Origin of the sequence: Paenibacillus gansuensis, from assembly GCF_042684925.1 — a bacterium.
GTDB lineage: Bacteria > Bacillota > Bacilli > Paenibacillales > DY6 > Paenibacillus_N > Paenibacillus_N gansuensis.
Map to the genome: position 1 here is coordinate 117,774 of NZ_JBHUME010000011.1, position 12,900 is coordinate 130,673.

Consider the following 12,900-nt stretch of genomic DNA (forward strand, 5'->3'; position numbering starts at 1 on the left):
TTTATAGAGCAACTTCAGGAATTTCCCTGTCACTGTCCCCAAGTCCCTTCAACCCGTCCTCCGGCCTTATGATCTCCCTGTCCATCACATGTGCCTGCTTATCGATTCTAACCTTGTGCGCCGGCTGCCGCATTTCCCGGATCATCGCAGGAAGTACGGCTTTGAAGTAGGCCCGGAATTTAATGAACGATTGTCCCTTCGTCCTTACCCGATAGCGGATCGGCACCTCTGCAAGCCGGAACCCTTTGCGCACCAGATTCAGCGTTAACACCTGGGCATAATTGTAGTCGTGCCGGATTTCCCCGTGCTGCAAAGCCTGGCGCGAGAAAGCCCGCATTCCGGACTGTCCGTCGCGGATCCAGCGCCGGAGCAGGAGGCATTGCAGCAAAGTAAAGGCATAGTTGCCTAACCGCCGATGCAGCTTCATCCCGTGAATCTGCCCTTTGAATCTCGATCCGAACACATAATCCGCAGTCCCGTCCAAAATCGGCTTCAGCAAGTCCGGGATTTGCCCTGCAGGGTACTCGTTGTCAGCATCGATCATGACCCCGATATCGGCACCCAGCCTGAGTGCCTCCCGCATGCCTGTACGGACGGCGTTACCCAACCCCCGGTTTGCAGGAAAGGAAAGGATATGGTCCGCTCCCGCCTCCCTTGCGGCCTCCTCTGTACGGTCCGTGGAGCCGTCATTTATGACCAGCACCTCGACGCGGATACCCGGCATGAAATGACGGGGAACTGCCCGGATCACTTCTCCGACCGACAGCTCTTCATTATGAGCGGGGAGAAATACAATCACTTTCTGCTGCTTCATGCCCGAACCTCTTTCCGGCGTTCGACCGCCTCTGCCAGCACCCGTCCCCTGCTGTGGCTGGGATAAGGAGCCCCCAGCAGATAGGCTAAAGTCGGTGCGACCGATATGAGGCTCTCGCGGGTTTCCACCCTCTTGCCTTTGGCGATGTCGGGTCCATATAGGAAGAACGGAACGAACCGCTCTCCCTCATCCAGATGTCCGTGCCCGCCGATACCGTCCGCTTGTCCATGATCCGCACAGATCAGAAGCGTCGTGTTGTCCATCATGCCCCGCCCCTCCATCCAACCGACGAATTCCTCGATCAGGCGGTCCGCTTCCTCGATTTTCACAATATATTCATCGTATAAGACACCCATGCTGTGTCCTGTCTGATCGGTACCGATCAACTGGGCCACCAGAAGATCCGGGTTCTGCTCGGCCATAATCTTTTTGGCCCGATTTATAATATTACGGTCGGCCAAGTCATTATGCATAACCGCCGTAACGCTTTCCACGTCATCCCCCATAGAGTCAATCAGATGGGCAATCCCCAGCAGGCGGCCTTTCTTCCCTACTTTCCTAAGCGAGTCGAATATGCTCTCCACCTTGATTCCCAGCTTCCACACCATATTGGACTTGATTCCGTGTTCGCGCGGATACGTGCCCGTAAACATAGAGGAGAAGCAGACGACGGTTCTGGCGGGATATACGGTTTCCATCAGCGTGTATTCCGTCCCCTCCAGGCGCAGCTTGTCCAAAAAAGGCGTATTGGCCGCATCATAGCGGTCCTTCCGCATTCCGTCGATGACGATCACGATTACCTTAGTGGAGATCTCTTTTCCGTCGGACGGCTTGTCGGCGGTGTAGCCCTCAGACTCCTTCGGTTTCCAGTCGAACAGATAACGGTGCAAAATCCAGCTGTACAGCCACACTCCCGCAGTGAAGGCGGCTGCAGTACCCACATTGGATGCTGTAAGGAACGACTCCTGGGCAGCAAGCAGGTACTGCGTTTCCCATAACCCAAGCAGCAGCAGGAATTTAGGCATTTGCTCGGCTGCGTTGCCGCTTGTGGAATCGCTGTTCTTCAGCACCAGCTTCCAGAACCTCGTGAAATTCATCCAGGATGTCCCGATGCGCAAGTGATAATAGAACGTCCCCCAGAAAAATACCGTAAAGAAATAGAACAGTCCCAATGCCGTAAAAGAGAGTGCCAGATGGTACTCGTTCCAAATGACCAAATACCCTAACAGGGGGAACCAAAGGTAGTTGCGGAGCAGCAGCGGAAAATCATACCAATAGTAGACAGCCAGCAAGGGCAATATAGAGATCAATCCGGACAATGCCGGCCCCCAAAAGCCGGCCTCCGTCCAATCCCCGGCATGAAATAATAAATAAGTGCCGATAACGAAAATAGGTGTAAAAGGTTTGCCTTCATTGAGCAGATTCCAACAGCGGGCAGCGATGATTTCAAAGCCGGAGGCTTTTTTCATAGAACAGTACTTCCTTTCTTAGATTGAAAAAGACGGTAATCCCTGAGCGGAAGAGGGCTGACCAGCCAAACGGCCAACCCCGCGGCGAAAGAGAACGCAAACTTATATCCATGAGACAGAAGAGCGGCAGCGTACGCCTGCTTCCCTTCCAATCCCGTCTGTACCAACGCAAAGCTCATGACCGCTTCATAGGTCCCCAGGCCGCCCGGCGTCATCTGGAACGATTGCCCTGCGATCGTTACGGCATTAACCCACACCGCTTCCAGTGCAGACAGCGATAATCCTGTAATCTCCACCGTTCCCAGCAGCACCCCTGCCTCGAGAACCCAGCTGGCCGCTGTCAGCAGGAAGAGCCCGATTCCCCTTGGCCCCCGGAAACTCCGGATCATAGACCAAAGAGCCTCGCCCGACAGGAATGAGACCCGCCCGGACCGGATCAGCAGCAGAAGGACGCTGAGAAATGCAATCCCTCCGGCAGCGCAGTAGCCCAGAAACCGGTAGGATAAGTCAAATCCGTACAAAACTGCCCCGCCAGCAGCCATCCCGCCCAGCACCAGGAGATCCAGCACCCGCAATACCACGGTGGATCTTAACGCTTCACCCCACGGAACCCCGTTGCGGGCAATATAGAAAACGCGGAGACCGTCCCCTGCCTTAACCGGCAACAAATGATTGAAAAGCAGGCTGTAGAGCAGCCCGCTCAGGCAGGCGCCAAACGACGCCTTCCCTTTCAAATACAGTTGCCAGGCCCACGCTCTTAACAGGAAAGCTGCCAAATAAGCGGCAGTCATGCCGGCCAGCCCTAACGGCTCACGTAAAGCTTTACGGAAATATGTATCAACCAACGATTTGTCAAAATAGCGAAAGGTAAGCAGCGCGGCAAAAGCCAGCACAGCCAGCCCCGCGCAACGAAATATCCATCTCTTCATGCCTGCATTATAAGGAGAATGAGAATCATTGTCAAAAGAAATTTGCGGGTGGGCAGCGATGAGCCAATAGGAAGGTAATGCGACTGTAGAATTAGGTAATACTAACCCTAACAACCGGAGCGGACCATTGCAACGAAAAAAGACGTTTCTTCATCAGAAGAAACGTCTCACTGTATCATACAGTGTTATGAACTGAACAGGTTATACCAAGGGAAACCATTCAATCCGGCGCCGTTGGCATCGTCCGCAGGCGCGGCTGGTGCTGTTTCGACTGGCTCCGGTTTAGCAGGTGCAGGTGCGACCGGCTCCGGTTTTGCAGGCGCAGGTGCCGCAGGTCCAGGTGTGGCTGGCGCAGAGCCGGATTCAACGGGAGAGGCGTTCTGCGCGGAGCTGTCTTCACCTTGTCCGGAAGACTGTACCGCCTCAGCGGGTTTTGACGTCTGCCGTTCCGAAACCTGCTGTTCCGGCAGCACCCGGCGGGCCGTCACATAGGTGTTGTCCCAAGTGCTGCCGCTGAATTGGGATACGGTTACACCGATCCCTACACGGTAGGTGTGCAGCAACTGATCGTTGCCGATATAAATTGAAACATGGTTCAATTCGCCGTCTTGATCCGTATCGGAAAAGACCAGGTCCCCCGGCTGCAGGGCATTTTTGCTTACGTGTACGCCTGCTTTGGATTGTTCGCGGGAGGAACGCGGAAGATCGATTCCATTTTGCATAAATACGTATTGGATAAAGGAAGAGCAGTCGAAACTGCTGGTGCTCATAGATTCTGCACCAAATTTATAAGGAGTTCCCAGGAACTGTTTCCCTGTGGCAATGATGTTATCGGCAGTAACGGAAGCCGTCGCAGCGGAAGCATGCGCCGCAGGCACGAAAGTCAGAAGACCCGCAGCTCCGGTAGACAACGTAAGGGCGACACCCAGCAGCAAGGCCGGCAGTTGAGTTCTCTTGTTGTTCATGAGTACCTCCGTCGTTTCGTAGTAAGTTTCGTTTTATTTGTTGATTTCACTGTATCACAGCTGACACACCCACCATTTGCCATGGCCTGCAGGTACCCTAGAGCGCCAACGGTTGATACCGCTTTATTAAAAAATGATTAGAATTTCCTTAGCACAGACTCTTGACATTAAGTGAAATTATAATTTTTAGGAATGCCCTCATAATATGCTGTCAAAGAGATCACCATAAAGGAAAAAAGGAAATTCAGCAGCCCCTTCCCACTGCATCATAGCCGTTTTGCTGAGCCGCGTGTCCCTAGTAAACATAGGCGCAGCCTGTACGTTATGCAGAAGTCCCCCTTTTGCTCGGCTTTTCTTTCCCTGAACGGGCGTTTACAATAGGAGCATAGACCACATGTAATGGAGCGTTGTTCCATTTATTATAAAGGAGGCTTTGCTCTACTATGAAAATCGTTTCCATTGAGCCGACACCGAGTCCAAATACAATGAAGCTGAATCTGGACGAGGCGCTGCCTCAAGGCGCCCGGCGCACCTTTACTCCGGATCAGGCATCTGCCGCACCTGAGCTGATCCGCCGGCTTTTGGCCGTCGACGGCGTAAAAAGCGTATTCCAGGCGGCGGATTTCATTGCCGTGGATCGCAGGCCTAACGCCGATTGGCCGGCGATTTTGGCCGCTGCCGGGGAGATTTTCGGCGGCGAAGGCGCCGCAGCAGCAGTCGGCGGATCCGCAGCGGACGCCGGTTACGGCGAAGTGCACGTCCTGCTGCAGACGTTCCGCGGCCTGCCGCTGCAGATCCGCGTACGAAGCGGCGCGCAGGAGGTCCGTGCCGCGATGCCGGAGCGCTTCTCGCAGGCGGTGCACCGCGCGGCCGGCGCGTCCATGATCACCGAGCGGGTGCTTGGCGATCTGGGCGTCCGCTACGGCGAGCTGCAGGAAGTCGCCGACGAGGTGCTGCGCGAGCTCGACGCCGCTTACCCGGACGAGCGACTGGAAGAGCTCGTCCAGCGGGCGCTGGAGCTGGGGCCGCAGGCTTCGGCGGAGGCGCGTCCCGCGCGGGCAAAGGCACTGACGCTTGCGGAAGCCGAGGCTGCCATGGCGCAGCCGGACTGGCAGAGCCGGTACGCGGCGCTGGAGCAGCTGAAGCCGAGCGTCGAGGCGCTGCCTTTACTCGCGGTCGCGGTGCGGGACGAGAACGTCTCGGTCCGCCGTTTGGCGACCGTGTACCTCGGCGATGTGCGCGTGCCGGAGGCGCTGCCGCACTTGTTCGCGGCGCTGCGCGACCGTTCGCCGGCCGTACGCCGGACAGCCGGCGACACGCTGTCTGACATCGGGGCGCCCGAGGCGGCCGGTCCGATGTCCGAAGCGCTGCGCGACGCGAACAAGCTTGTGCGGTGGCGCGCCGCGCGGTTTTTGTACGAACTCGGGGACGAGTCCGCGCTCCCCGCGCTGCGGGAGGCGGCTGAGGATCCCGAGTTTGAGGTAAGCCTGCAGGCGAAGATGGCGATCGAGCGCATCGAGTCCGGCGAAGAAGCGGCCGGCACCGTCTGGCAGCAGATGGCGAAGCGTCAAACCTAAAGGAGTGTGCGCGGCATGGAACGGACCGGCCTATGCGAGCTGTGCGGCCGTGAGGATGTAGAGACCACGAAACATCATCTGACGCCCAAAGAGGAAGGCGGCACCTTCCTGGGCACAGCAGATCTATGTATTCCGTGCCACAAACAGATTCATGCGCTGTATACGAACAAGGAGCTGGCGTTGAGGCTGAACACGATCGAGGCGCTTCAAAGTGACGGGCAAATCGCAAAGTACCTGCGCTGGATCCGCAAACAGCCGCCGGCCGTGCTAATCCGCACCCGCAAGTCGAACAGCCGCCAACATCCTGTGAAATGACACCAACACGGCTAATGCTCATCAAATGCACGAAATAATTCACATGAAAAACACCGTACACCCCTTTAATGGGAAGTACGGTGTTTTCGTGTCCGATTACACTCTCTTCATCCGGTTTTCGTCTGCTTGTCTCTCTCTACGGCTCCGCAGCTTCCGGTAAAACTGGATCGACAGCGCTACATAACATCCGCTGGCCAAAAAGCCGCCAACCACATCGCTCGGATAATGTACGCCCAGATAAATGCGGCTTACTCCAATGCCCGCAATCATCACCGCGCTGATACCGACAATCAGCACCCTGAGCCATACTGAAACGGCATGCTTCCATAATAAGTACGTGATTACGCCATAGAGCGTGAAGGCGGCCATGGAATGCCCGCTCGGAAAGCTGTAACCGGTAATTTCAATCAACCGGTTAATATCCGGCCGTGTCCGCCGGAAGGCAACTTTGAGAATGGTGTTCAGCAGCGCCGATCCCGCAGCGGTGCCCAGCAGCAGGATCAGTTCACGCCGGTGACCCAGGACATAGTACAAGGCTACGGCAGCCACCAGGGTAATCAGCGCTACGCTGCCGCCTGATCCGATAAATGTAAAGCCCTTCATGATTTCCGTAAGCCATGGTGCCTCCGTCCCTTGTACGGCCTCTATGACAGCATGGTCGAACCGGTAAAGGGAGGGCCTGTCGATCAATAACGCCAGCATAATAAATACTGCCGCGCAGGCAAAGCTGACCAGCAAAGCTGCAGTCAGCTTTGTTTTAGGTCCTGGATGCAAGGAGGGCTTCCGGGTAGAGTCCATAGAGTCCATTAGAGTTCGATCCTTTGTGTGTGTTGTGAGAAACCCATTTTGCTTTCCTGGTTCTATGATTATTATAAACAATTTTGTGTACTTCTGAACATCCACCGGAATGCGCTCCACAAACACCAAAACAGGATCTCCGCCGGTTTCCCGGCTAACCCCCATTAACTAGGCTTAACCGTAAGGATTTACTGGGAAGTTAAACCGCCATCGACGAGCTCCAGTAGAGTAAGTGGACTCATCCGATACATACTAAATAAACTTTGTGTTTGCTCCTTTCACTGTTATCCATTCGGTTTATGCAAATGAGCGAAGGGGCAGCCAGCTGCCGGCACGTCATCGTCTCCCAAAAAATACTGTTTCCACTCGAAATTATCCTCGCTCCCGTACAGGTTCAAGTCCGGATGGATGCCAATGTCGTCGTATTTGGCGGTTCGTTCCCGGATGCTGCGTTTGATTTCCTCCGCCCGTTCCGGTTGCGCGTTAAATTCCTGCAGCACCCAACGCGGCGTTACGGCAAATACGAAGTACGGGAAGTACCTGCTCTGCCTCAACCGGTGCGCGGGCGTTGCGCAGTACATGAAATACTGCTCACCGCCAAAGCAATATTCCCAGACATGGTGATTCGGGTCTTGCGGGATATGAGCAGGCCACTCGCTTTCATCCAGCCCGCTTGCCTGATCGAGGAGCCTCCAGAACAAAGAGCGGTATTCCTCTACCGAATATTGATCCGCTACCTCCGCAGGGGTGTGGAAAAAGACGATTAACGACGTATACTTTCCAAAGCTCCTGGACTGCACGCCGTACACTTTAAGTGCTTCAGCCAGTTCTTTCGCGGTTTGTTCAGAGCGCGGGTCGCTAACGTACGCATACCGGAAATGCCGGAGTTGAAATCCGATAGTGGCGGGGATACAGGGAAATTTATGTTTTTTGTCGGAAAGCCGTTGTGCAAATTGCAGGTATGCTTCTTTTTTCCAATCTGAATCATTCGTAAAGCTGCTGTGGATGGTCTCCGTATCCAAAATAGGCATTTGCGGTCCCCTCCTTTTATAACCAAAATATTACAGATGATCCGGATGGGTGAATGTCCTTGATGAATTGGGCGGCGGCCGGGGGCTGTGATATAATTCTGAGAAAATGAACCATGAAGGGGAACTATGCATCATGAACAAACAGGCAGTCGGGGACATCGCTCAAATTATGCGGTATCCCGTGAAATCTTTTGAGGGGGAGGCTTTGCAGGAAGCGGACGTTATGCACTACGGCATTTTGGGCGACCGCGGCCGGGCGGTTGTGGATCCGTCCCTGCAAGGCTGGGACCGTTTCTTTACAGCCCGGCAGGCGCCGGAGCTGCTCTCGTATAAGGCGGAGCTGGCGGCGCCTGCGGCCGGCGCAGAAGGGCTGCCCGACGTCCGGATTACCGGACCGGACGGGGCGGAATACCGCTGGGACGACGCCTTGCTGACGGCGGTCCAGCGGTATTCGGATCGTACGTTGGCTTTGGAAACGTACGATCCGAAAGAGGAGCACTTGCTCGGGGTAGATGCCGAGCAAGTGCTCCTGCTCAGCGACGCGTCTTTACGCGCGCTCGCCAAGCAGTGGGGCAAGAAGCTGGACGAAGTCCGCTTCCGCCCGAACCTGGTGGTGTCGCTGGATGAGGACAAGCCGCTCGCCGAGCTGGACTGGATCGGCAAACGGGTCCAGATCGGCGACACCGTCCTGCAGGTCAACAAGCGCTGCATGCGCTGCGTGATGATCACCATCGATCCCGACAACCTGGAGAAGGACCCCTCCCTCCTGAAAACGCTGAAGGATCAGGAGTTCTGCTTCGGCGTCTACGCCTCCGTGGTCGAGACGGGGCTGATCTTTGTCGGCGATCCAGTGTATGTAATCGACTAACATGGAAACAGCCGGCCCTATTCGGGCCGGCTGCCATTTATTTACCTACATCGAATTTTTCAATTAAACCGGGCAATTCTTTTTCTGTAAATCGCTGTAATAGCGCTTGTCCAAGGGACGCTTTCAACTTTGGTTTTACGGAGTCGAAAGATGTAACGGATCTGGATTCTACTTTGATGACATGATAACCAAATTGTGTTTCTACAGGGTCACCAACCGTTCCGATTGCCTGCTTTAAGACAGCTTGCTTGAACTCGGGAACCCAAAGACTCACATCGGCGTCAGCATACAAACCTCCAGTCTCTTTGGAGCCTGGATCATCAGAGAATTGTTGGGCCAGCTTAGCAAAATCTTCACCGTTCATTAGCTTCTGCTGCACATCCTTCGCTAAGGTAAGTGCCTCTTCTCTTGTACGAAGCGGTTTGCCTTCATTATTATTCAGTCCGATCAAGATATGACGAACAGATGCAATCGTATAATCATCTTTATTTGTCTTGATATTTTCCTCGTATTTAGCTTTTAACTGGGCTTCGGTTATAGTGGAATTAATACCATTCTGCGCCCCGAACCTGACAACTAAGTAATTCTGAAGGTCTGTTACTCTTATATTCAGGTTTTTCAAATCATTCTGAAATTTAGCATCCCCAAGTTGTACTTTCCAGGCGGCGATTTGTTGTATTGCACTTTCTTTTGCAGCGACTCGGTCGGCTTCTGACGCTCTGCCGAACAAAATTCTATCTTGAATTAATTGAGTGAGAACGCTCTTTTGATATTCCGGCTTGTCTTTTGATGCAGCATTGTCTGGGCTGAAAAGTAGTTGCAGAGATAAGAAGGTATCAAACTCACCTTTCGTTACCGTCCCGCCTTTATAAGTCGCCACGATACGCTTAGGATTATAGCCGATCCAAACCGTCTCATTCGCAGCGTCCCATTCAACCTTTTTCCCTAGAGCTTCACTAATGAAACGAAGGGGGACATAGGTAGATCCTTCATAAACTAAAGTTTTTCCGTTCGCAGGTGTTTTTTTGATGCCATCAAACATAAAAGTAAGATTTCGGAACGCTGCTTCCATATGACTGCTTGCCGCAAAAGCTGCTGTACCACTAAGTAATGAACCGATCGTTAAACCAACGATAAGTCCTTTGATCTTATCTTTCATAATCAATTCCCGCCTTTCAAAATGAATACAACTTAGTAAATTCACTTAAGGCAGAGTAAAATCCTTTTTTACTAGTGTTTACGGGAAAAATTCCGGTTGAATTACCTGCCCGTATTGACCGAGCCTTTGACAATCCACGCGGTCTATATACTATGTAACCGTTCGATGTTCAATGTTCGATGCGCTGGCCCGGAATGCAGCTGCGTTGAAATCTCATTTCTTCCTTGTCTCTTCCCTCGCCATTAAACTTTCGCGCATTAACTTCGCATTGTATTACCGCTACGGCCACGCACACCATACTCAACCGCACCCTACTTGTCCGTCCCCTACACAAAAATTCAGGAATTTATCTTTCAAAAGGTTGACATTTGCAATTTATTTGATGCCCCTAACTTAATCCATATTTCGCCTTATTACCTGGTATTAGGACCCTATATATTGTGTATCTGGCCCTCCGAGTCCATATTGTACCCATGTCCTCCTTTAGAAAGACATTTTTCCTACAATGTACACTTGGGGTAGACAAACTGACATCTCTTCTCGAAGCTCCCGGTTGTTGCCCATTGACCATTAGTAGAACCATGTTTTAACATCGTTTTTGACCAAAAATGTCCTCACTATATGGACAAATGGGCTTGTCGTGTTTCTTCAAAGGAGGACAAACAGGGGTATGTGTATCCACCTGAAGCGCCCACAAGATGTTGTATTAGGATTAACTCCTAGTACGTCATATATAGAATTAACTCCCTTAACTTTATGAGATAGGAATGTATTTTGTCCTTCAACACAGGACACTTGTCAGGTCACTTGAGGGTGGCCTGCGTCCGGGGTTGTCCGGCGTTCCGGCTATCTTCGCGGTTGTAGGCGGTCGCGGCGCTTCCCCCGGCTTAAGCTGAGAGGCCGGGACCCTGGGCGGATGCTAGCTTGCGCTCCTGGATGCGCTCGCCGCTCCGGTAGAACAGGATCGACACTACGGAGATGACCGCGACGGCGATGAATAAGGTCGGGCCGCCGTAGCCTTGGAGCAGGAAGCCGCCCAGCCAAGGGCCGGCGAAGTGGCCCAGCGAAGAGAACTGCTGGGCGCCGTAGTAGGTGCCGCGCATCCCTTCCGGGGCAATGCGGTCAACGAGTACCGTGCCTGCCGGGAACGTAAGGATTTCTCCCCATGTGAACACGATCATTGACAGAATCATTGCCCACCACGAGGATGAGAAAGCATAACCTACATCTCCTAATGCATAGAACAGGTTCCCTACTGCAATGGCCATTAACGGGGTGCGCTTCTCGGCCCATTTGGCCATCGGCAGCTGGAACACAATGACGGTAATGGCATTGATACTCATCATCCATGCAAAAAGCGCCGTACCGTCCCGAAAGTGATCCCCGATAAATTGGGACAGCGTCGAAGTCATCTGGGAATACCCGATGGCCACCAAAATGTTTCCAAGCGTAAGATACCGGAATGCCTTATCCAGCCGGATCACGTTCCATGCGGCCTTCAACGATGCCCCTTCCTTCTTCTCACCCTCAATGTCGCGAATTCCGAACCGGTTCAACAGCAGCTGAAGCGTTACGGCATACATTAGATAAAAAACCCCTGTAACAAGCCAAGGCAGCTTGCCGTTCACCAATGCGAAAGCGGCGCCCATCAGCGGTCCCACCGACACCCCGATATTGATCGCCATGTAGCGCAGCGAAAACACTTTGAACCGTTTCTCTTTCTCGGTGATATCCGCCATCAGCGCTTGGGATACCGGCTCATACCAGGACCGGCAAAGGCCGTTCAAAATGTTAAGCAGAGCCAGCAGCCAAGCAGCTGTGGAAAAAGCAAAACCGATAAATACGATCCCCCATAAATACACAGCCGACAGCATCACCAGGCGGCGTCCGAACCGGTCGGACAGATGTCCCCCGAAAAATCCGCCCAACGTTCCCGCTAAAGAACCTAAGCCGATCGTAAGCCCGATCATAAACGGGTCCATGTCTGTATATTTAGCCAGGTAGATAGCCAGAAACGGCAGACTCATCGAACTGGCCGCCCGGGCAAACACGGTGCCGGCAAGCAGCATTTGGACTATCGGATGAAACCCCTTCAGCGGATTGGACAGTTTCTTCATCGCCCGCCACCTCCCTTCCGTATCCATACTTCCCACTCCTTCACGTTGTTTACAACTGATTCAGGAAACCATTCACGCCATTAAATCATAAAGCTGTTTGCCGATCATCAGCACGGTGACCGTGAGAAAAAGAGGCTTCACATAAGCGCTCCCCTTTCGGATTGCCAGCTGCGAACCCGCTAGGGCTCCGACAATCATGGCAAATCCCATGGGGATGCCGTAAGCGTAGTTGATGTGGCCCAGGAAGGCAAAGGTGGCGAAGCTGGCCACATTGCTGCCGAAATTCAGCACCTTGGCATTGCCCGCCGCTTTGACGAAGTCAAATCCGGCTAACACGAATCCGAAAATGAGGAATGCTCCTGTTCCCGGCCCGAAAAATCCGTCATAAAACCCGAGCGCCAAGGCAAACGCGGCGGTCAATATCAGCACTCTTTTCGTTATATACACTTCTTTCGCTTCATCGGCTTTCTTTTTCCGGAACAAGGTGTACACCGTAATGACAATGAGAAGACCGACTACCAGCGGCCTGAGAAATTCGGAGGGAAGCAGTGTCACCAGATAGGAGCCCGCGGCGGAGCCGATCAGCGATAGGGGAAACAGCCAGCGTACGAGTTTCACATTGATTTTTCCAGAGTAAAAAAACGACAGCGAACTCGTCAAAGAAGACATCGAGCTCGCCAGCTTATTCGTGCCGAGCGCCACCGTCGGCGGCAGCCCCGCTAGCATCAGAGCAGGCAAGGACACCAGCCCCCCTCCCCCGACAACCGAATCGATAAAAGCCGCCAAAAACCCGGCAGCCATAAGAAATAGCAGCAAATCCCATTCCATAAAGCGCAAACACCCCTATATCGTTGTGGC

The 12,900-nt window shown here is 53.4% G+C and carries 12 protein-coding genes; 3 read left to right on the top strand and 9 right to left on the bottom strand.

All coding sequences use genetic code 11. The features are described from left to right. Position 1: 1 nt before the first annotated feature. The 4 genes from ACFSUF_RS17880 to ACFSUF_RS17895 all read right to left on the bottom strand — a co-directional run bounded on the left by ACFSUF_RS17880 (position 2) and on the right by ACFSUF_RS17895 (position 4,177). Positions 2-814: a glycosyltransferase family 2 protein gene (locus ACFSUF_RS17880; RefSeq protein ID WP_377604980.1), complete on the bottom strand. Its 813-nt coding sequence runs from the start codon at positions 812-814 to the stop codon at positions 2-4. Beyond that, positions 811-2,283 carry an alkaline phosphatase family protein gene (locus ACFSUF_RS17885; RefSeq protein WP_377604982.1) on the bottom strand — a complete coding sequence of 491 codons (1,473 nt, stop codon included), beginning with the start codon at positions 2,281-2,283 and terminating at the stop codon, positions 811-813. The genes ACFSUF_RS17880 and ACFSUF_RS17885 overlap by 4 nt, the downstream gene beginning before the upstream one ends. After that, entirely contained in the window at positions 2,280-3,212 is a 933-nt protein-coding gene (locus tag ACFSUF_RS17890) for a lysylphosphatidylglycerol synthase transmembrane domain-containing protein (RefSeq protein ID WP_377604984.1), read from the bottom strand. The genes ACFSUF_RS17885 and ACFSUF_RS17890 overlap by 4 nt, the downstream gene beginning before the upstream one ends. 185 nt (positions 3,213-3,397) lie before the next feature. Next, positions 3,398-4,177, bottom strand: a complete 780-nt coding sequence (locus tag ACFSUF_RS17895; protein ID WP_377604986.1) for a C40 family peptidase — start codon at positions 4,175-4,177, stop codon at positions 3,398-3,400. A 443-nt stretch (positions 4,178-4,620) separates the two neighbouring features. Between ACFSUF_RS17895 and ACFSUF_RS17900 the strand changes: the two genes are divergently transcribed. Together ACFSUF_RS17900 and ACFSUF_RS17905 are read left to right on the top strand one after the other, a co-directional pair. Next, positions 4,621-5,754, top strand: coding sequence for a conserved virulence factor C family protein (locus ACFSUF_RS17900; protein ID WP_377604988.1), 1,134 nt, complete (start codon positions 4,621-4,623; stop codon positions 5,752-5,754). A 15-nt stretch (positions 5,755-5,769) separates the two neighbouring features. Continuing rightward, positions 5,770-6,069 carry an HNH endonuclease gene (locus ACFSUF_RS17905; RefSeq protein ID WP_377604990.1) on the top strand — a complete coding sequence of 100 codons (300 nt, stop codon included), beginning with the start codon at positions 5,770-5,772 and terminating at the stop codon, positions 6,067-6,069. A gap of 96 nt (positions 6,070-6,165) precedes the next feature. On the opposite strand, the gene ACFSUF_RS17910 is transcribed toward ACFSUF_RS17905, so the two are convergent. Next, complete coding sequence (locus ACFSUF_RS17910) at positions 6,166-6,876, bottom strand: phosphatase PAP2 family protein (RefSeq protein ID WP_377604992.1); 711 nt, start codon at positions 6,874-6,876, stop codon at positions 6,166-6,168. 275 nt (positions 6,877-7,151) lie between these two features. Further along, positions 7,152-7,898, bottom strand: coding sequence for a YqcI/YcgG family protein (locus tag ACFSUF_RS17915; RefSeq protein WP_377604994.1), 747 nt, complete (start codon positions 7,896-7,898; stop codon positions 7,152-7,154). 133 nt (positions 7,899-8,031) lie between these two features. Here ACFSUF_RS17915 and ACFSUF_RS17920 point away from each other — a divergent pair, with 133 nt between their 5' ends. Further along, positions 8,032-8,766 (top strand): MOSC domain-containing protein, encoded by a 735-nt coding sequence (locus ACFSUF_RS17920; protein WP_377604996.1) that lies wholly within the window; start codon positions 8,032-8,034, stop codon positions 8,764-8,766. A 37-nt stretch (positions 8,767-8,803) separates the two neighbouring features. On the opposite strand, the gene ACFSUF_RS17925 is transcribed toward ACFSUF_RS17920, so the two are convergent. The 3 genes from ACFSUF_RS17925 to ACFSUF_RS17935 all read right to left on the bottom strand — a co-directional run bounded on the left by ACFSUF_RS17925 (position 8,804) and on the right by ACFSUF_RS17935 (position 12,870). Then, complete coding sequence (locus ACFSUF_RS17925) at positions 8,804-9,925, bottom strand: peptidylprolyl isomerase (protein WP_377604998.1); 1,122 nt, start codon at positions 9,923-9,925, stop codon at positions 8,804-8,806. Positions 9,926-10,812: 887 nt separating this feature from the next. Continuing rightward, the gene (locus tag ACFSUF_RS17930) at positions 10,813-12,069 is read right to left on the bottom strand and encodes an MDR family MFS transporter (RefSeq protein WP_377605000.1); all 1,257 of its coding nucleotides are present in this window, start codon (positions 12,067-12,069) and stop codon (positions 10,813-10,815) included. A 45-nt stretch (positions 12,070-12,114) separates the two neighbouring features. Next, positions 12,115-12,870, bottom strand: coding sequence for a sulfite exporter TauE/SafE family protein (locus ACFSUF_RS17935; RefSeq protein WP_377605002.1), 756 nt, complete (start codon positions 12,868-12,870; stop codon positions 12,115-12,117). Positions 12,871-12,900: the final 30 nt, after the last annotated feature.

Bases quoted from the DNA above. Each gene is read 5' to 3' on its own strand.
- ACFSUF_RS17880 (WP_377604980.1), bottom strand. From the start codon at position 814: ATGAAGCAGCAGAAAGTGATTGTATTTCTCCCCGCTCATAATGAAGAG.
- ACFSUF_RS17885 (WP_377604982.1), bottom strand. From the start codon at position 2,283: ATGAAAAAAGCCTCCGGCTTTGAAATCATCGCTGCCCGCTGTTGGAAT.
- ACFSUF_RS17890 (WP_377604984.1), bottom strand. From the start codon at position 3,212: ATGAAGAGATGGATATTTCGTTGCGCGGGGCTGGCTGTGCTGGCTTTT.
- ACFSUF_RS17895 (WP_377604986.1), bottom strand. From the start codon at position 4,177: ATGAACAACAAGAGAACTCAACTGCCGGCCTTGCTGCTGGGTGTCGCC.
- ACFSUF_RS17900 (WP_377604988.1), top strand. From the start codon at position 4,621: ATGAAAATCGTTTCCATTGAGCCGACACCGAGTCCAAATACAATGAAG.
- ACFSUF_RS17905 (WP_377604990.1), top strand. From the start codon at position 5,770: ATGGAACGGACCGGCCTATGCGAGCTGTGCGGCCGTGAGGATGTAGAG.
- ACFSUF_RS17910 (WP_377604992.1), bottom strand. From the start codon at position 6,876: ATGGACTCTATGGACTCTACCCGGAAGCCCTCCTTGCATCCAGGACCT.
- ACFSUF_RS17915 (WP_377604994.1), bottom strand. From the start codon at position 7,898: ATGCCTATTTTGGATACGGAGACCATCCACAGCAGCTTTACGAATGAT.
- ACFSUF_RS17920 (WP_377604996.1), top strand. From the start codon at position 8,032: ATGAACAAACAGGCAGTCGGGGACATCGCTCAAATTATGCGGTATCCC.
- ACFSUF_RS17925 (WP_377604998.1), bottom strand. From the start codon at position 9,925: ATGAAAGATAAGATCAAAGGACTTATCGTTGGTTTAACGATCGGTTCA.
- ACFSUF_RS17930 (WP_377605000.1), bottom strand. From the start codon at position 12,069: ATGGATACGGAAGGGAGGTGGCGGGCGATGAAGAAACTGTCCAATCCG.
- ACFSUF_RS17935 (WP_377605002.1), bottom strand. From the start codon at position 12,870: ATGGAATGGGATTTGCTGCTATTTCTTATGGCTGCCGGGTTTTTGGCG.